The sequence below is a fragment of the Streptomyces sp. NPDC024017 genome (assembly GCF_040638895.1).
GTDB lineage: Bacteria > Actinomycetota > Actinomycetes > Streptomycetales > Streptomycetaceae > Streptomyces.
Window position 1 is genome coordinate 472,710 of sequence record NZ_JBEZYZ010000002.1, and the last position, 17,665, is coordinate 490,374.

Below are 17,665 nucleotides of genomic sequence, written 5' to 3' on the forward strand. Positions count from 1 at the left end.
CCCGACGTCCGTCCCTACGCGAGAACCCGGGCGTTCCGGAGCGGTGCTCCGGCCTGATGGAGACTGACGAGGGCCAGCCGGTAGGAGGTGACCAGGCCGGTCTCCACGTAGTCCACGCCCAGGTCCTCGCAGTGGCGGCGGACGATGGCCCGTGCCCTGCGCAGGTTGGGGCTGGGCATGCTGGGGAACAGGTGGTGCTCGATCTGGTGGTTCAGCCCGCCCAGCGCGACGTCGGTGAGCCGGCCTCCGCGCACGTTGCGCGAGGTGAGCACCTGGCGGCGCAGGAAGTCCGGGCGGTCTTCGCCTTTCAGGATCGGCATGCCCTTGTGGTTGGGCGCGAAGAGAGAGCCGAGATAGACACCGAACAGGCACTGGTGGACGGCGAGGAAGGCGATCGCCATACCGAGGGGCAGCAACCAGAACAGGACGGTCAGGTAGACCGCGAAGTGCGCGAACAGCAGGACGCCGTCGAGCGCGCGGTGCTTGAGCGAGCGATCGGCCAGCGCCTTCACGCTCGACACGTGCAGGTTGAAGCCCTCCAGTGTCAGGAGCGGGAAGAAGAGGAACGCCTGCCAGCGGCCGATCAGGCGGGGGAGCCCGGTGGCGACCCGCGCCTGATCCTGGGACCAGACCAGCAGGTCGGGGTCGAGGTCGGGGTCGAGGTCCTCGTGGTTGGGGTTGGCGTGGTGGCGGGTGTGCTTGTCCTGCCACCACCCGTAGCCCATCCCGATGCCGGCACCGGCGATCCGTCCGGACACCTCGCTGGCCCGGCGCCTGCGGAACACCTGACGGTGGGCCGCGTCATGGGCGAGCAGGGCGACCTGGCCGAAGACGACGGCCAGGAAAGCGGCGACGGTCAGCGTCCACCAACTGTCACCGATGAGCGCGACGGTGGCCCACCCGCCGATGTAGAGCCCGGCGACCACGGTGGTCCGCAGTGCGTAGTAGCCGGGACGGCGGCCCATCAGGCCGGCATCGGCGATCTTCCTCGACAGCCGGGCGAAGTCGCTGCCTGACCTCTCCGAGGGCGGGGGGCGGACGATGGAATTCGTGGTCATGAAGGGTGCTCTCCCCGGATGAGGCCGATGGCTCGGCGCTGCCCGGGAGCCGCTGGGACCGGGCCGTAGGTAGGGATGCGCTTCTTCCATTGCCGGATGCGCATCGCGCGACCGCGGAGCAAGAACGACGTCTGCTTCGCCGGCCAGCGGCCGCGCAGGCCCTCTTTCCGGGCGGGTTCCCCGCCGGGCAGGTCTCACACCGCGACGGCGCAGCGCGTCGGGTTCCCCGGCCGACCCGGATTCCGCGCGCCGTTCCCCTGCGCTCGGAAGGGTCGTCAACTCCCGCACGACATCTGCCCGGTCGACTTCTGCGCCCGGGCCGTGGCGGGGCCGCGGCTGTTGTGCCCGCGGCCCCGCTCGTGCGTTGGGGTCAGGACGGGTCGCCGTACTGGAGGCCGCGTCCGTTGGTGCCGACGTAGACGCGCCCGAAGGTGTCGGGGTCGCCGGTGACGACGCCGACCCCGCCGATGCTGCCCCACTGGTGGGCGTCGTCGTTGACGCGGAGCCAGGTGGCGCCCTTGTCGGTGGAGCGGAAGACTCCGGTGACGTCCTTGACGGTGCCGATCAGGTACAGGGCCTGATAGTCGGCGCCCGGCGCGGCCTTGCCGAAGCCGAGGGCGGAGGCGGACTGCACCGTCTTGAGCGTGGTGAAGGTCCGGCCGCCGTCGGTGGAGTGCAGCAGCCCCTTGCCGCCGCCGGAGATCCACAGGTCCCCTTCGATGCCGGGGACGGCCGTGAGCTCGCCGCCGGGCAGGCCGGTGGCGCGGGCGGTGAAGGTCGCGCCGCCGTCGGTGGCGGCGTAGAGCGTGCCGTCGGCCAGTGAGTAGAAGGTCCTGGCCGAGGAGCGGTCGGCGACGACCGCGGCGCCGGTGCCCAGGCCGCTGACCTTCGACCAGCTCGCCCCCTTGTCGGTCGAGCGGTACGGGGCCTGGTCGGCCTGGGTCCAGACGATGGCGGAGCCGTCCGCCGCGAGCGCGACCTGGCCGCTGTCGGCGCTGCCCGCCGGCTCGGACTTGAAGCCGTTCCAGCTGCCGCCGCCGTCGGTGGAGTAGGCGCCGTCCTGCTTGCCGCCACGGCCGACCCGGACCATCAGCGAGGGGTTGGACTGGGCGAAGTCGATGTCGGTGCTGGTGATCATCATCGGGTTGTCCAGCCGCCCCGCGGGCACCTTGGTCAGGGAGTCGTGGCGGAAACCGCCCAGGTCACCCATGGCGGAGATGACGGTGGCGCCGCCGGGCGGGGCGATCGCGTCGAACAGGGCGGTCTCCTCCAGCCCTCGGGCCCCCACGGTCCAGTGGCTGGTGCCGCCGTTGTCGGTGGCGTCGGCGTCCTTGCTGCGCCAGATGCCGCTGCCGGTGCCGTACAGCACGTGCCCGGAGTCGAAGGGGTCGATGGCCATGGCGGTCATCCAGTGCCCGATGCCGGTACCGACGTACGGCGCGCCGGAGGGGTCCCGCTCCGACTTCGCGGCCTGTGCCTGCCAGGTCGTGCCGCCGTCGGTGCTCCGGTACAGCTCGTCCTGCGGCCACCAGCGGTGGAGGGTGGAGACCATCACCGTGGACGGCTTTCGCGGGTCGACGGCCAGACCGGAGAACCCGTAGTTGCCCTGGGACGGGGAGATGTTCTTCCACGCCCCGCCGGCCGGCGTGTACTTCCACACCGAACCCGCCGTCGCGTCGCCGATGGAGTCGGCGTACGTCAGGTACAGCGAGCCGTCACCGGAGACCACACCGTGCTGCGGCATCTCGCCGGTGGGCTGCCCGGAGACCGTCTGCCAGGTGCTGCCGCCGTCGGTGGAGCGGTACAGGGAGGTGGACTTGTCGGCGACGCCGACGTAGACCGTCCTGCTGCCGGCCGGGCCGTACGTCACGAAGGCGATGCCCGCGCCGCTGCTCGCCCCGTCCTTGACGGGGAACAAGGAGACCTGGCTCCATGTCGCGCCGTGGTCGGTGCTGCGCCACAGGCCGTTCTTGCGGGTGCCCAGCAGCAGGGTGCCGTTGTCCGCGGGGTCGACCGCCAGCCGCTCGCCCGCCCCGCGGCCGTGCTCGTTGGCGCCCAGCTTGAAAGGCAGAGCGGTGCGCTTGAAGGTGCGGCCCCGGTCCGTGGAGCGCAGCAACTCGGCGTTGCCCGCCCAGCCGTTGGTGTAGGTGCCCGCCGCGGCGTAGAACCGGTCGGGATCGACGGGGTCGGTGGCCAGCGAATCGATGCCCAGCAGGTTCCAGTCCTTCTCGCCGACCCAGTCGGTCAGCGGGATCCACTGCTCGGCCGCGGCGTCCCAGCGGTAGGCGCCGCCCATGTCGGTACGCGCGTACAGCAGACCCTTCTCGCGCGGGTTGAACACCAGCCCGGTGACGTAACCGCCGCCCACGACCTGGGCGTTGTTCCACACATACGGTCCGGCCGCGGCCGTGGTCTGCGCCGTGCCGGCCCCGGCCGCTTGCGTCCCGGCCGATCTCACCAGCTTCCACTGCTGGTTGGTGCTGTGCCGGCCGGGATACTGCATGACGGTCGCGCCCTGGGCCGTGGAGCCTCCGGAGACATCCAGGACCAGGCCGCTCTTGCGGGAGGTGAAGGTGACGGCGTCGGAACCGCTCACCTCGTCGATCCGCCACTCCTGGGAGGTGGAGGAGCTGTCGGTCTGCTGCTCGGCGGCGGCCTTCTCGGCGGTCGAACCGCCCGCTATGCCCAGCACCTTGCCGCTGTTGCGGTTCACCAGCTCGTAGTAGCCGTCCCCGGTGGGCCTGAGCCTCCACTGCTGGTTGGCGGTGTTCTGGTCGGTCCACTGCTGGATACGAGTGCCGTCGGCGGTGGAGAAGCTGTCGACGTCCAGCACCTTGCCGCTGCGCACGGAGACGAGCCGGTAGTAGGCATCGCCGTAGACCGTCGCGGCCTGCGAGTCCTCCTGCGCGAACACGAGATACGGCACGACGAGGGCGGGCACGCCGAGCAGCAGACCGGTCGCGGTCCAGCGACGACGGTGACGCCCGCGGCGCCCGCCGTTCGTGGGGTTGTTCATGGGGAGGTGTTCTCCTTGCATGCCGTTCACCAGAAGAAGGCGGATCCAAGCTCCGGGATGGCCGGATCCGACTCCTTGTGGTCACAGGCTCGGCAAAGGGTTGCCACGAGCCGGAAAGTTTCACGACGTACAGCGACGGGTGGGCCCGGCCGTGGAGACACTGCGGCCGGTCTCCTGGTCATGTCACCTCTCCTGCTGGCGGAACTCGATCACGTGGCCACGCGCGAGTCGGGGCGCGAGGCCGCCGTCAGCGCGGTCGACGACCTGCGGCGCTGGATGAGCCGGGGCCGGGTCGTCCTGCCCGAGATCACAGAGGACCACCTGGGCGCCGCCCAGTCCGTCCGAGGCCGCTACGGCGCGCTCGACCTGGACCTCGCCGACGCGGTGAACGTGGCGCTCGCGGCCGACTACGACACCGACGCGATCCTCACCCTCGACCGACGGGACTTCCGAGCCGTACGTCCCTTGGGCCGGCACAAGGCATTCCGGGTTCTCCCCGACGACCTCCCGCTCTGACACGAGGTCCTCTGCGGCCAAGCACCCTCTCCCGCAAGGGGGTCGGCTCCCCTCGGCAGGTGCCGGCAATCGCCAGAACGCGGATCATGTGCACCAGGGGGCTGCCTTCCTGGTGGAACCTGGTCGAGGGTCCTCGGTCGCGCTGGCCACGGCCCGCGCGGCACGCCGCCCGGTGGCACCAGTCAGGCGGCGTAGCTGAGCACCGCGGGGCCTGCCGGGGCCGCGGTGGGGGCCGCCACGGTCGCGTGCACGGGACGGGCGGTGCGAACGGTGGGCGCGGCCTGCGCGCGGTTCCGCGTGAAGACGACGAGGCGCAGCACCGTGAACCGCGCGACACCGGCGAGTGCGGAGGCGGACAGGTAGACGACCTGCTCCAGCACCGCACCGGGCGCCGCCACCATCTGATGCAGGACAAGCATCGCCACGCAGGTCACCGCGTATGCGGCCGCCGCGGACCCGGCCGATTGCGCATGCTGGCGCCAGGTCGCGCGCCCGCCCGCGCCGAAGGTGAAGCGGGCGTGCAGCTCGGTGGCGAGGAGCGTGGAGACCACGGTGATCAGGGCGTTGGCCAGCGCCCAGGGGATCCAGGAGGCGAGGGCCGCCACGGCGAAGCTGGAGGTGATCCCCACCCCGCCGCCGCAGAGCACGAAGCGGGCGAAGGCGGTGAAGGCGGCGGGCGCCGCCTGCTCCTGGCTCTGTGCTGTTTCCATGATCCGCCCCTTCTGATGGCTCACTCCGCGAAAACGCGCACCCCTCGGCCTGCGCGGCCGAGGAGTTCACTGCCGATGGCGCCACTATGGCACATTGATGGTGTCATATCGAGTCTGAATAGCGCCACGTGATGGCGTCAGTCGCGAAGGTGCAGGCCAGGGGCTCGCTGCAGCTTCGGCGCGCGCCTGCATCAACGTCGGCTGCTACCGGACCGGCACCGCTCTGAGATTCGCTCCGGCCGACACCGATGCCCCGTCGGCGACTCGGAGGGCCCCTATGTCGCTGAGTTCCGGACTGAGTTGGGCCCAGCCGTGCACCGAGAGGCGGCGGGGCGCCTTCGCGCATCATCCGCATGGCGCCATATAGGCCACGGTGGCGCCGGGCGGCGTCACCCGGCACCATTCCGCGTTCTCAGAAGCGCGTGAGCGTGCATGGCGCGCAATGAATCGGGGGCTCCCTACCCGCGTTTTCGCAGCTCAGGCCGATCATCCGCAAGCCCGCCCCGCATGAGGCGCCACTCAGGCTTGCGTGTGATGCCATAGCGGTGCCATGATGGCGTCATGGACCTCACCCCGTATGTCGACAACCTCCGCCGCGAACTCGCGGTGGCCGCCGAAGCCGGCGGCGAGGAAGCCCGAGAGCTGGCCGAGAGGCTCATCGCGCCCCTGGAGTCGGCGACCCGCCTGACCATGCTCAATGTGCTCTCCGCCGCGATGGACGAGATCACCCGCGAACTCGCCCCCGGCTCGGTCGACGTACGGCTGCGCGGGCTCGACCCCGACTTCGTGGTGACACCGTCACCCACCGACGGCGGCGCCCCCGCGGAGCCGGCCGCGCCCGTCGAACATCTCAAGGCCCCGGCCCCGACCGACGGCGACGAGGGCGGCACCGCCCGCGTCAACCTGCGCCTGCCGGCCCACCTCAAGGCCCGCGCCGAGGAAGCCGCGAGCCGCGAGGGCCTGTCGGTCAACGCGTGGCTGGTGCGCGCCGTGTCGGCCGCGGTCGACGGCGGCACCCGGCCGCGTGCGACGGAGAAGGCTCAGACGGTCGGACAGAGCTTCACGGGCTGGGTGCGCTAGCCGCGCCCCCCATCAGCACCACCTCACCCACACCGCGTCCCACCAGCAGGGACGGCTCAAGGACTCAAGAGGACGGGACAGCCATGCCTTCTTTCGACACTCCCGAACCGATCTCGGTCACCGCACGCGTGGAGGCCGGTTCCATCCAGTTCACCGCGGGCGACCGCCTCGACACCGTCGTCGAGGTGCGGCCCCGCGACCCGAAGAAGGACCTGGACGTACGGGCGGCCGAGCAGACCGAGGTCACCTACGCGGGCGGCGCACTGACCGTCAGGACGCCCAAGGGCAATCTGCTCGGGCTCGGCCGCACCGGCACGGTCGATGTGACGGTCGAACTGCCCGCGGACTCGCGCATCGACATGACCGGCGCCTGGGCCCAGGTGCTCGGCGAGGGCCGGCTCGGCGAGGTCAGTGTGAAGACCTCGTCCGGCGACGTCCGTCTCGACACGACGGGTCCGCTCCAGCTGACCGCGTCGCACGGCTCGATCACCGTGGACCGGGTCGAGGGCAGGGCCGAGATCACCACCAGCTCCGGCAGTCTGCGCGTCGGCCTCGTCGACGGCCCCGCCGTCCTGAAGAACTCGCACGGCACCACGACCATCGACGCCGCGATCGGCGAGCTGCGGGTGAGCGGCGCAAACGGCGACATCGAGATCCGGCGCGCCGAGGACTCGGTCACCGCCACCACCGCCCACGGCACTCTGCGGCTGGGTGAAGTGGCCCGCGGCACCGTCCAGTTGGAGACCAACTACGGCGCCATCGACGTCGGCGTCCGTGAGGGCACGGCCGCCTGGCTCGACGTCAGCTCGAACTCCGGCCAGGTGCGCAACGCGCTGACCGCGTCCGAGAGCCCGGAGCAGGCCGAGGACACCGTCAAGCTCCGCGCCCGCACCAAGCACGGCAACATCGACGTCCGCCGCGCCAAGGCCTGAGCACCACATCGTCAACCGGCTCCTTCTCCCACTCACTTCAGCCTTCGATCGGAGGGCCCCATGCCTTCATCTGTCATGCCCACGCCTAGGCGGGGTGACGGTCCGCAGTCGTCGGCCGCCGTATCCACCGTCGGTCTGCGCAAGTCGTACGGCGACAAGACCGTCCTGGACGGCATCGACCTGCATATCCCCGCCGGGTCCGTGTTCGCGCTGCTCGGACCCAACGGCGCCGGCAAGACCACCGCCGTGAAAATCCTCTCCACGCTCATCACCGCCGACGGCGGACAGGTCCAGGTCGCGGGCCACGACCTCGCCACGGCACCGGACGGGGTGCGCGCCGCGATCGGTGTCACCGGGCAGTTCTCCGCCGTCGACGGGCTGATCACCGGCGAGGAGAACATGCTCCTCATGGCGGACCTGCACCACCTGTCCAAGGGCGAGGGGCGGCAGGTCACCGCCGAGCTGCTGGAACGGTTCGACCTCACCGAGGCCGCGAAGAAGCCCGCCTCCACCTACTCCGGCGGGATGAAGCGCCGCCTGGACATCGCCATGACCCTGGTCGGCAACCCGCGGATCATCTTCCTCGACGAGCCGACCACCGGCCTCGACCCGCGCTCCCGCCACAACATGTGGCAGATCATCCGCGAACTCGTCTCCGACGGCGTCACCGTCTTCCTCACCACCCAATACCTGGAAGAGGCCGACGAGCTAGCCGACCGCATCGCGGTGCTGAACGACGGCAAGATCGCCGCCGAGGGCACCGCCGAGGAGCTGAAGCGGCTGATCCCCGGCGGGCATGTCCGTCTGCGCTTCACCGACCCGTCCGCCTACCAGAAAGCCGCCTCCGCGCTGCGTGAGGTCACCCGGGACGACGAGGCGCTGGCGCTGCAGATCCCCAGTGACGGCAGCCAGCGCGAGCTGCGCTCCATCCTCGACCGGCTGGACTCCGCCGGCATCGAGGCCGACGAGCTGACCGTGCACTCTCCCGACCTCGACGACGTGTTCTTCGCCCTCACCGGCGGCACCGACCAGCCCAAGGAGGCTGTCCGATGAGCACCCCCCTGGCTCCCGCCCGCCCGGCCCGGCTCTCCCTCGCCCTGCGCGACTCCTCCACGATGCTGCGCCGCAACCTCCTGCACGCGCGGCGCTACCCGTCCCTCACCCTGAACCTGCTGCTCACGCCGATCGTCCTGCTGCTGCTGTTCGTCTACGTCTTCGGCGACGTGATGAGCGCGGGCATCGGAGGTGGCGGTGCCGACCGCTCGGAGTACATCGCGTATCTCGTCCCGGGCATCCTGCTGATGACCGTCGGCGGCACCCTGGTCGGCACCGCGGTGTCCGTCTCCATGGACATGACCGAGGGCATCATCGCCCGCTTCCGCACGATGGCGATCCATCGCGGCTCCGTGCTCATCGGACACGTCATCAGCAGCGTGGTGCAGTCCGTCGTCAGCGTGACTCTCGTCGGAGCCGTCGGCGTGGCCATCGGCTTCCGGTCCACGGATGCCACGGTCCTGGAGTGGATCGCGGCGTTCGGACTGCTCGCGCTGTTCGCCCTGGCGTTCACCTGGATCGCGGTCGGTATGGGCATGGTCAGCCCCAGCGCCGAGGCAGCCAGCAACAACGCGCTGCCGCTGGTCTTCCTGCCGCTCATCTCCAGCGCCTTCGTCCCGGTCGACGCCATGCCGGGCTGGTTCCAGCCGATCGCCCAGTACCAGCCGTTCACGCCCGCCATCGAGACCTTGCGCGGACTGCTGCTCGGCACCGAGATCGGCAACAACGGGTGGATCACCATCGTCTGGTGCCTGGGCCTGGCGGCGCTCGGCTACCGCTGGTCGAAGGCGGTGTTCAACCGCGACCCGAAGTGACCGCGCGGACTGCCTCCGGCACTTCGTCCCGCTCAAGGGCGGCGTACCCCGACACCGCGTCGGCGTACGCCGCCCCATCGGAGTTGTCCTCCGGATTCGCATGTGACAGGACGCCGACGTAAGCCGGTCTATGGGAGGTCTGTGCTCGGTTGGCGACGCCAGTCCCATCCGGGGTAACGGTCCACCAGCGTGAGGAAGTCCCTGGCCTGCAGGATCTCGTGGTGGTTGGTGTCGACAAGACCGTCCACGCCAGGCAGGACGTCGCGGAGGAAGGCCCGGGCCGCGTCCATGGACTGGCACGACACATAGACCGCGTACGGTTCGCCGATTCGGGTCCTCACCTGCTCGAGCTCCTCCGGCTCGTAGTCCGCCAGGATTCCGCCCGAGAGGTCGATGTAATACGAGTACCCGTGTTGGTGCAGCCTTTCGTCGCCCGTCGCGGGATCCGGCACGAGCTCAAGGGAACGGATTCGCCCTTCAAGCGACGGGCGTCGCTCCGCGGGGACAAGAACGATCACGGATGGCCAGGACACGTGTCCACCTCCCCCGCGACCCTAGTCGAGCGGTCCCCTCGGGTCGCCGGATTTTCCGTTCAGCGGGGAAAGTTCCTCGTCAACCGCCCGCCCTTCCGCCACACTGCCGGACCACAGCGAGTCCCTGCCCCTCAGGGTGAGGCCGCGACCGGCAGGTCCGGCTGCTGTGGCTGCCGCCCTGGTGCCGTCCGCACGGTGAGCACCATGGTGAGGCCGCCGCCGGGGGTGTCCTCGGCGTGCAGTGTGCCGCCGATGGCCTCGGTGAAGCCGCGTGCAACCGCCAGGCCGAGGCCGACGCCCGCGCCGCGGGGCGAGTCGCCGTAGCGCTGGAAGGGTTCGAAGATGCGGTCCTTGGCCTCGTCCGGTACGCCGGGCCCGCGGTCGACGACCCGTACCTCGACCCGGTCGGCGAGAGCGCTCGCGGACACCAGGACCTTCTCTCCCTCAGGGCTGTACTTGACGGCGTTCTCGACGACGTTGGCGACGGCCCGCTCCAGCAGCCCCCGGTCGACATGGACCATGGGCAGCGTCTCGGGGATGTCCAGCTCCACGCTCTTCTCGGGCACCCCGCCGAGCGCCATGGGCACCACCTCGTCGAGGTCGGTCTCGCGGATGATGGGGGTGACCGTGCCGGTCTGCAGCCGGGACATGTCGAGCAGGTTGCCGACCACGTGGTCGAGCCGGTCCGCGCCCTCCTCGATGGCCTCCAGCAGCTCGGCCCGGTCTTCTTCGGACCACTCGACGTCGTCGGAGCGCAGTGAGGACACGGCGGCCTTGATGCCGGCGAGCGGGGTCCGCAGGTCGTGGCTGACGGCGGCGAGCAGCGCGGTCCGAATGCGGTTGCCCTCGGCCAGTTCCTTGGCGCGGTCGGCCTCGCGCAGCAGGCGCTGGCGGTCCAGGGCGACGGCGGCCTGCGCGGCGAACGCGGCCAGTACCCGGCGGTCGGAGGCCGGCAGCACGCGGCCGCGCAGGGACAGGGCCATGCGGTCGCCGACCGGGACGTCGACGTCGGCGTCCTCGGGATTCCCGGCGGGCCGGGGCCCCACGCTGCCGGCGCAGGTCCAGGGGGCCGACTCGTCGGTCCGCTCCAGCAGGGCGACCGACTCCATGCCGAACGTCTCGCGGACCCGTTCCAGCAGCGCCGCCAGCGTGGTTTCGCCGCGCAGGACGTTCCCCGCGAGGAAGGACAGGATCTCCGCCTCGGCACGCAACCGCGCCGCCAGGTGGGTGCGGCGGGCCGCGAGGTCGACCACCGACGCCACCGATACGGCGACCCCGACGAACACCGCGAGGGCGACGATGTTCTCCGGGTCGGCGATCGTCAGGGTGTGGACGGGCGACGTGAAGTACCAGTTGAGCAGCACGGAGCCGACCACCGCGGAGGCCAGCGCCGGGAAGAGCCCGCCCAGCAGGGCCGCCGCCACGGTCAGGGTCAGGAAGAGCAGCATGTCGTTGGCGAGGCCGACGTCCGGGACGGCACGGGTGAGGAGCCCGGTGAGGAGCGCGGGGCCCAGCACTCCGACGAGCCAGCCCCAGATGACCCGGGAGCGTCCCAGGCGTGCGCCGCCCGGCAGGGGCAGCCCGCGTCCCTTGCCCGCCTCGTCGTGGGTGATGAGGTGGACGTCGAGGTCGGGGCCGGAGTCCCGGGCCACCGTCGCTCCGACGCCGGGTCCGAAGACGTACTGCCATCCCTTGCGCCGGGAGACACCGAGGACGATCTGGGTGGCGTTCACCCCACGTGCGAAGTCCAGCAGGGCCGCCGGTATGTCCTCCCCGACGACCTGGTGGAAGGTGCCGCCGAGGTCCTCGACCAGCGTGCGCTGGACGGCCAGTTCCTTCGGGGAGGCGGCGGTGAGGCCGTCGCTGCGGGAGATGTAGACGGCCATGACCTCGCCGCCTGCGCCCTTCTCGGCGAGCCGGGCGGCACGCCGTATCAGGGTGCGGCCTTCGGGGCCGCCGGTCAGGCCGACGACGATGCGCTCGCGCGAGCCCCAGATGGCCGAGACCTCGTGTTCACTGCGGTACTGGGTGAGGTAGGCGTCGACCCGGTCGGCCACCCACAGCAGCGCCAGCTCGCGCAGGGCGGTCAGGTTGCCGGGCCGGAAGTAGTTGGAGAGGGCGGCGTCGACCTTGTCCGGCTTGTAGATGTTGCCGTGCGCCATGCGTCGGCGCAGGGCCTCCGGGGACATGTCGACGAGCTCGATCTGGTGGGCCCGCCGTACCACCTCGTCCGGCACGGTCTCGCGTTGCCGTACACCGGTGATCGACTCGACGACGTCGCCCAGTGACTCCAGGTGCTGGATGTTGACGGTCGATATCACGTCGATGCCGGCCGCCAGCAGTTCCTCGACGTCCTGCCAGCGCTTGGCGTTGCGGGAGCCGGGGACGTTCGTGTGGGCCAGTTCGTCCACCAGGGCGACGGCGGGGGCGCGCCGCAGGACGGCGTCCACGTCCATCTCCGTGAAGGTGCCGCCCCGGTACTCGATCTCCTTGCGCGGGATCTGTTCCAGGCCGTGCAGCATCACCTCGGTGCGCGGGCGGTGGTGGTGTTCCACGAACGCGACCACGCAGTCGGTGCCCCGCTCGATACGGCGGTGTGCCTCGGAGAGCATGGCGTAGGTCTTGCCGACGCCGGGTGCGGCGCCGAGGTAGATCCGGAGCTTGCCGCGTGCCATGTCATCCCTCGAAGCGGTAGCCCATGCCGGGCTCGGTGATCAGATAACGGGGGTGGGAAGGGTCCGTCTCCAGTTTGCGGCGCAGCTGGGCCATGTACACGCGCAGGTAGTTGGTCTTGCTGCTCTGCGAGACGCCCCAGACCTCCTGGAGGAGGTGCTTCTGCGTGATCAGCCGGCCAGGGCTGGTCACCAGGATCTCCAGCAGGTGCCACTCGGTCGGGGTCAGCCGCACGTCCTGCCCGTCCCTGACGACCTTCTTGGCGATCAGGTCGACGCTGAAGTCCGTCGTCTCGACGAGCATCGTCCCGGGCGCGTGCGGGGTGCCATCGGTACGGCGGACCGCGGCGCGCAGCCGGGCCAGCAGCTCGTCGATGCTGAACGGCTTGGTGATGTAGTCGTCGGCCCCGGCGTCGAGCGCGGCCACCTTCTCGTCCGATGCCTGCCGGGCGGACAGGACCAGGATCGGGACCCGGCTCCAGCCCCGCAGGGCCTTGATGACGTCGACGCCGTCCATGTCGGACAGACCGAGGTCGAGCAGTACGGCGTCAGGCTGACGCGCGGCGGCCAGACGGAGGGCCGTGGCGCCGTCGGGGGCGGCGTCCACGCCGTAGTGACGTGCCTGCAAGTTGATGACGAGGGCCCGTACGAGCTGCGGGTCGTCCTCCACCACGAGCACCCGGGTCATGGGCGTGCCTTGGCCACGAGGTCCTTGAGCGCGATGTTGAGTTCGAGCACGTTGACCCGGGGTTCGCCGATGAAGCCGAGGGTGCGGCCTTCGGTGTGGTCGTCGACGAGCTTCCGCACCTGGGCGACGGTCAGGCCGTTGCGTTCGGCGACGCGGTGGACCTGGAGGTCGGCGTAGGCCGGGGAGATGTCCGGGTCGAGGCCGGAGCCCGACGACGTCACGGCGTCTGCCGGGACCTGGGACGGCTCGACCTTGTGGTCGGCAGTGGAGTTGTCCTTGACCACCTTCGCCTTGGCCGCCTGCACCGACTTGACGAGCTTGTCGTTGTCGGCGGACAGGTTGGTGGCGCCCGAAAGGAGCAGCTTGTACTGGGTGTTGACCGAGTTCTCGCCGAGCCCGTTCGCCGGGCGCGGCTGGAAGTAGTCGAGGCTGTAGCCCTGTTGCCCGATCAGGGACGAGCCGACGACCCTGCCGTCCGCCTTGATCTCGGAGCCGTTCGCCTTGCCGGGGAACAGCCCCTGGGCGATGCCGGTGACGACCAGCGGGTAGAGCACGCCGGTGACCAGGGTCAGCACGAGGAGGGCGCGCAAGCCCGCTCCGAGCAACCGGGCGGTGTTCACAGCGGAGTTGTTCATGACGGTCAGCCGATCCCGGGGATGAGGGAGATGAGCAGGTCGATGAGCTTGATGCCGATGAACGGGGCGATCAGACCGCCCAGCCCGTAGATGGTGAGGTTCCGCCGCAGCATGCGGTCCGCGCTGACCGGCCGGTACCGCACGCCCTTCAACGACAGCGGCACCAGCGCGATGATGATCAGCGCGTTGAAGATGACCGCGGACAGGATCGCGGAGTCCGGCGACGACAGGCCCATGATGTTGAGCTTGTCCAGGCCCGGGTAGACCGCCGCGAACAGCGCCGGGATGATCGCGAAGTACTTGGCGACGTCGTTGGCTATGGAGAACGTCGTCAACGCGCCCCTGGTGATGAGGAGTTGCTTGCCGATCTCGACGATCTCGATGAGCTTGGTCGGGTTGGAGTCGAGGTCGACCATGTTGCCGGCCTCCTTCGCGGCCGACGTGCCCGTGTTCATCGCCACGCCGACGTCGGCCTGGGCGAGGGCCGGGGCGTCGTTGGTGCCGTCGCCGGTCATCGCGACGAGCTTGCCGCCCGCCTGCTCGCGCTTGATGAGGGCCATCTTGTCCTCGGGGGTGGCCTCGGCGAGGAAGTCGTCGACACCGGCCTCCTCGGCTATCGCCTTCGCGGTCAGCGGGTTGTCGCCCGTGATCATGACGGTCTTGATGCCCATGCGGCGCAGCTCCTCGAAGCGTTCCCGCATGCCGTCCTTGACGACGTCCTTGAGGTGGATGACGCCCAGGACGCGGGCGCCCCGCTCGTCGTCCACCGCGACCAGCAGCGGGGTCCCGCCCGCCTCGGAAACACGCTGCGCGATCCCGTCCGCGTCTTCTGCGACCGTGCCGCCCTGCTCCGCGACCCAGGCGATGACCGAGGCCGTGGCGCCCTTGCGGATCCTGCGGCCGTCGACGTCGACGCCCGACATCCGGGTCTGAGCGGTGAACTCGATCCATGCGGCGTGTGCCAGCTCGCCCTGGTGGCGCTCGCGCAGCCCGTACTTCTCCTTGGCCAGGACGACGATGGAACGGCCCTCGGGCGTCTCGTCGGCCAGTGACGACAGCTGGGCCGCGTCCGCCACGTCCGCCTCCGTCGTGCCGCCCACCGGGACGAACTCGGCGGCCTGCCGGTTGCCGAGGGTGATGGTGCCGGTCTTGTCGAGGAGCAGGGTGGAGACGTCACCGGCGGCCTCGACCGCCCGGCCCGACATGGCCAGCACGTTGCGCTGCACCAGCCGGTCCATGCCGGCGATGCCGATCGCGGACAGCAGTGCGCCGATGGTGGTCGGTATCAGGCAGACCAGCAGGGCGATCAGCACGACCATGGTCAGGTGGGTTCCCGCGTAGTCGGCGAACGCCGGCAGCGTGGCCACCGCGAGCAGGAAGACAATGGTGAGCGACGCCAGCAGGATGTTCAGGGCGATCTCGTTGGGCGTCTTCTGCCGTGCGGCGCCCTCGACCAGGTTGATCATCCGGTCGATGAAGGTCTCGCCCGGCTTCGTCGTGATCTTGATGACGATGCGGTCGGACAGCACCTTCGTACCACCGGTGACCGCCGAGCGATCGCCGCCGGACTCGCGGATGACGGGGGCCGATTCACCGGTGATCGCCGACTCGTCGACCGAGGCGACACCCTCGACGACGTCCCCGTCGCCCGGGATGATGTCGCCGGCCTCACACACCACCAGATCGCCGACGCGCAGCTCCGTACCCGGCACCCGCTCTTCGGCGTCCCCCACGAGACGGCGGGCGACGGTGTCGGTCTTGGCTTGGCGCAGGGTGTCGGCCTGCGCCTTGCCGCGGCCCTCGGCGACCGCCTCGGCCAGGTTGGCGAAGATCACGGTCAGCCAGAGCCAGGCGCTGATGGTCCAGCCGAACCAGTCGCCCGGGTCCTTGAAGGAGAACACCGTAGTCAGCACAGAGCCGACCAGCACGACGAACATGACGGGCGACTTGATCATCACCCGCGGGTCGAGCTTGCGGAAGGCGTCCGGCAGCGACTTCACCAGCTGCCCGGGGTCGAACAGGCCGGCGCCGATCCGGCCCTCCTTGTGCCCGGTGGGTACATCGCTGTGCGGCGCCCGGGTGGGAGTGGTGGCGGTGGACATGGAGTCCTCTTGCTTCTCTGTACGGGTGGTCATGACGCCAGCCCCTCGGCGAGCGGGCCCAGCGCGAGGGCGGGGAAGTACGTCAGACCGGTGATGATGAGGATCGCGCCCACCAGCAGGCCGGTGAACAGCGGCTTCTCGGTGCGCAGGGTGCCCGCGGTCACGGGCACCGGCTTCTGCTCGGCGAGGGAGCCGGCCAGCGCCAGCACGAACACCATGGGCAGGAAGCGGCCCAACAGCATCGCGAGTCCGGTCATGGTGTTGAACCAGTCGGTGTTCGCGTTGAGCCCGGCGAACGCCGAGCCGTTGTTGTTCGACGCGGACGTGAAGGCGTAGAGCACCTCGGAGAAGCCGTGGGCGCCGGAATTCAGCATCGAGTGCGGCGGGGTGGGCAGGGCCATGGAGACGGCGGTGAAGACGAGCACCAGCGCCGGCGTGATGAGGATGTAGCAGGCGGCGAGTTTGATCTCGCGGGTGCCGATCTTCTTGCCGAGGTACTCGGGCGTGCGGCCGACCATCAGCCCGGCGATGAACACCGCGATGACCGCCATGATCAGCATGCCGTAGAGGCCGGAACCCACACCGCCGGGCGCGATCTCGCCCAGCATCATGCCGAGCATCGTGATGCCGCCGCCGAGGCCGGTGAAGGAGGAGTGGAAGGAGTCCACCGCGCCGGTCGAGGTGAGCGTGGTCGACACCGCGAAGATCGAGGACGCGCCGACGCCGAAACGGACCTCCTTGCCCTCGTACGCCCCGCCCGCGGCCTGGAACGCCGGGCCGTGATGGGCGAACTCGGTCCACATCATCAGGGCCACGAAGCCCAGCCAGATGGTGAACATCGTGGCGAGGATCGCGTATCCCTGCCTGACCGAGCCGACCATGACCCCGAAGGCGCGGGTCAGCGCGAACGGGATCACCAGGATCAGGAAGATCTCGAAGAGGTTGGTGAAGGGCGTCGGGTTCTCGAAGGGATGCGCGGAGTTGGCGTTGAAGTAGCCGCCGCCGTTCGTCCCCAGCTCCTTGATGGCCTCCTGTGAGGCGACCGCACCGCCGTTCCACTGCTGCGACCCGCCCATGCCGTGCCCATGGAAGAATTGTCCGACCTCGTGGATGCCGGAGAAGTTCTGGATCACGCCGCACGCCACCAGCACGACGGCGGCGATCGCCGCGCCCGGAAGCAGGATCCGCACGGTGCCGCGCACCAGGTCGGACCAGAAGTTGCCGAGCTCACCGGTACGCGAGCGTGCGAAGCCCCGCACCAGCGCCACGGCGACCGCCATGCCGACGGCCGCGGAGACGAAGTTCTGCACCGCGAGACCGGCGGTCTGTACGACGTGCCCCATGGTCTGCTCGCCGTAGTACGACTGCCAGTTGGTGTTGGTCACGAACGACACGGCCGTGTTGAACGACTGCGCCGGATCGACCGAGGAGAACCCCAGCGAGCCGGGCAGAACGCCCTGGAGCCGCATCAGCAGATAGAGGAAGAGGACGCCGACGGCCGAGAAGGCGAGCACGCCGCGCAGGTACGCGGGCCAGGTCATCTCGGCGTCAGGGTCGGCACCGATGCCCTTGTAGATCCACTTCTCCACGCGCCAGTGCTTGTCGGAGGAGTAGACCCTGGCCATGTAGGTGCCAAGGGGGATGTAGGCGAGAGCCAGGGCGGCTATGAGTGAGAGCAGCTGGAGCACGCCGGCGAGTACGGGACTCATCGGAGCTCAGAACCTCTCCGGGAAGATCAGGGCGAGGACGAGATAGCCCAGCAGGGAGACGGCCACGACCAGGCCGACGACGTTCTCGGCGGTCACAGCTTCGTCACCCCCTTGGCGACGAGAGCCACCAGCGCGAACGCCGCGAG

At 70.1% G+C, this 17,665-nt stretch carries 15 protein-coding genes; 5 read left to right on the plus strand and 10 right to left on the minus strand.

What is annotated here, in order from left to right; translation table 11 throughout:
• Positions 1–14: 14 nt before the first annotated feature.
• Entirely contained in the window at positions 15–1,058 is a 1,044-nt protein-coding gene (locus tag AB0G20_RS06955) for an acyl-CoA desaturase (RefSeq protein ID WP_361296949.1), read from the minus strand.
• Positions 1,059–1,428: 370 nt separating this feature from the next.
• Positions 1,429–4,074: an RICIN domain-containing protein gene (locus tag AB0G20_RS06960; protein ID WP_361296952.1), complete on the minus strand. Its 2,646-nt coding sequence runs from the start codon at positions 4,072–4,074 to the stop codon at positions 1,429–1,431.
• Positions 4,075–4,254: 180 nt separating this feature from the next.
• Here AB0G20_RS06960 and AB0G20_RS06965 point away from each other — a divergent pair, with 180 nt between their 5' ends.
• Entirely contained in the window at positions 4,255–4,590 is a 336-nt protein-coding gene (locus AB0G20_RS06965) for a PIN domain-containing protein (RefSeq protein ID WP_361296955.1), read from the plus strand.
• A 182-nt stretch (positions 4,591–4,772) separates the two neighbouring features.
• Here AB0G20_RS06965 and AB0G20_RS06970 read toward each other — a convergent pair whose 3' ends face one another.
• Positions 4,773–5,300 carry a GtrA family protein gene (locus AB0G20_RS06970; protein ID WP_361296958.1) on the minus strand — a complete coding sequence of 176 codons (528 nt, stop codon included), beginning with the start codon at positions 5,298–5,300 and terminating at the stop codon, positions 4,773–4,775.
• Positions 5,301–5,861: 561 nt separating this feature from the next.
• Here AB0G20_RS06970 and AB0G20_RS06975 point away from each other — a divergent pair.
• From AB0G20_RS06975 to AB0G20_RS06990, 4 genes are all read left to right on the plus strand, one after another.
• Positions 5,862–6,380, plus strand: a complete 519-nt coding sequence (locus tag AB0G20_RS06975) for a hypothetical protein (protein WP_361296961.1) — start codon at positions 5,862–5,864, stop codon at positions 6,378–6,380.
• 83 nt (positions 6,381–6,463) lie between these two features.
• Entirely contained in the window at positions 6,464–7,312 is an 849-nt protein-coding gene (locus tag AB0G20_RS06980; protein ID WP_361296964.1) for a DUF4097 family beta strand repeat-containing protein, read from the plus strand.
• A 60-nt stretch (positions 7,313–7,372) separates the two neighbouring features.
• Complete coding sequence (locus AB0G20_RS06985) at positions 7,373–8,365, plus strand: ATP-binding cassette domain-containing protein (protein WP_361296967.1); 993 nt, start codon at positions 7,373–7,375, stop codon at positions 8,363–8,365.
• Positions 8,362–9,180 (plus strand): ABC transporter permease, encoded by an 819-nt coding sequence (locus AB0G20_RS06990; protein WP_361296970.1) that lies wholly within the window; start codon positions 8,362–8,364, stop codon positions 9,178–9,180. The genes AB0G20_RS06985 and AB0G20_RS06990 overlap by 4 nt, the downstream gene beginning before the upstream one ends.
• Positions 9,181–9,308: 128 nt before the next feature.
• Here the strand turns inward: AB0G20_RS06990 and AB0G20_RS06995 are convergent, their stop codons facing one another.
• From AB0G20_RS06995 to kdpF, 7 genes are all read right to left on the minus strand, one after another.
• Positions 9,309–9,521: a hypothetical protein gene (locus AB0G20_RS06995; protein ID WP_361296973.1), complete on the minus strand. Its 213-nt coding sequence runs from the start codon at positions 9,519–9,521 to the stop codon at positions 9,309–9,311.
• Positions 9,522–9,844: 323 nt separating this feature from the next.
• Entirely contained in the window at positions 9,845–12,388 is a 2,544-nt protein-coding gene (locus tag AB0G20_RS07000) for a sensor histidine kinase KdpD (RefSeq protein ID WP_361296976.1), read from the minus strand.
• A gap of 1 nt (position 12,389) precedes the next feature.
• Positions 12,390–13,073, minus strand: a complete 684-nt coding sequence (locus AB0G20_RS07005) for a response regulator (protein WP_361296979.1) — start codon at positions 13,071–13,073, stop codon at positions 12,390–12,392.
• On the minus strand, positions 13,070–13,708 hold the full coding sequence (locus AB0G20_RS07010) for a potassium-transporting ATPase subunit C (RefSeq protein WP_361296982.1): 639 nt from the start codon (positions 13,706–13,708) through the stop codon (positions 13,070–13,072). The genes AB0G20_RS07005 and AB0G20_RS07010 overlap by 4 nt, the downstream gene beginning before the upstream one ends.
• Before the next feature lie 5 nt (positions 13,709–13,713).
• Positions 13,714–15,843: a potassium-transporting ATPase subunit KdpB gene (gene kdpB, locus AB0G20_RS07015; RefSeq protein WP_361296985.1), complete on the minus strand. Its 2,130-nt coding sequence runs from the start codon at positions 15,841–15,843 to the stop codon at positions 13,714–13,716.
• Positions 15,840–17,519 (minus strand): potassium-transporting ATPase subunit KdpA, encoded by a 1,680-nt coding sequence (gene kdpA / locus AB0G20_RS07020; protein ID WP_361296988.1) that lies wholly within the window; start codon positions 17,517–17,519, stop codon positions 15,840–15,842. Before kdpA ends, kdpB begins: the two co-directional genes overlap by 4 nt.
• A gap of 6 nt (positions 17,520–17,525) precedes the next feature.
• Positions 17,526–17,615: a K(+)-transporting ATPase subunit F gene (kdpF, locus tag AB0G20_RS07025; RefSeq protein ID WP_037672136.1), complete on the minus strand. Its 90-nt coding sequence runs from the start codon at positions 17,613–17,615 to the stop codon at positions 17,526–17,528.
• Positions 17,616–17,665 lie beyond the last annotated feature (50 nt).

Bases quoted from the DNA above. Each gene is read 5' to 3' on its own strand.
- AB0G20_RS06955 (WP_361296949.1), bottom strand. From the start codon at position 1,058: ATGACCACGAATTCCATCGTCCGCCCCCCGCCCTCGGAGAGGTCAGGC.
- AB0G20_RS06960 (WP_361296952.1), bottom strand. From the start codon at position 4,074: ATGAACAACCCCACGAACGGCGGGCGCCGCGGGCGTCACCGTCGTCGC.
- AB0G20_RS06965 (WP_361296955.1), top strand. From the start codon at position 4,255: ATGTCACCTCTCCTGCTGGCGGAACTCGATCACGTGGCCACGCGCGAG.
- AB0G20_RS06970 (WP_361296958.1), bottom strand. From the start codon at position 5,300: ATGGAAACAGCACAGAGCCAGGAGCAGGCGGCGCCCGCCGCCTTCACC.
- AB0G20_RS06975 (WP_361296961.1), top strand. From the start codon at position 5,862: ATGGACCTCACCCCGTATGTCGACAACCTCCGCCGCGAACTCGCGGTG.
- AB0G20_RS06980 (WP_361296964.1), top strand. From the start codon at position 6,464: ATGCCTTCTTTCGACACTCCCGAACCGATCTCGGTCACCGCACGCGTG.
- AB0G20_RS06985 (WP_361296967.1), top strand. From the start codon at position 7,373: ATGCCTTCATCTGTCATGCCCACGCCTAGGCGGGGTGACGGTCCGCAG.
- AB0G20_RS06990 (WP_361296970.1), top strand. From the start codon at position 8,362: ATGAGCACCCCCCTGGCTCCCGCCCGCCCGGCCCGGCTCTCCCTCGCC.
- AB0G20_RS07000 (WP_361296976.1), bottom strand. From the start codon at position 12,388: ATGGCACGCGGCAAGCTCCGGATCTACCTCGGCGCCGCACCCGGCGTC.
- AB0G20_RS07005 (WP_361296979.1), bottom strand. From the start codon at position 13,073: ATGACCCGGGTGCTCGTGGTGGAGGACGACCCGCAGCTCGTACGGGCC.
- AB0G20_RS07010 (WP_361296982.1), bottom strand. From the start codon at position 13,708: ATGAACAACTCCGCTGTGAACACCGCCCGGTTGCTCGGAGCGGGCTTG.
- kdpB (WP_361296985.1), bottom strand. From the start codon at position 15,843: ATGACCACCCGTACAGAGAAGCAAGAGGACTCCATGTCCACCGCCACC.
- kdpA (WP_361296988.1), bottom strand. From the start codon at position 17,519: ATGAGTCCCGTACTCGCCGGCGTGCTCCAGCTGCTCTCACTCATAGCC.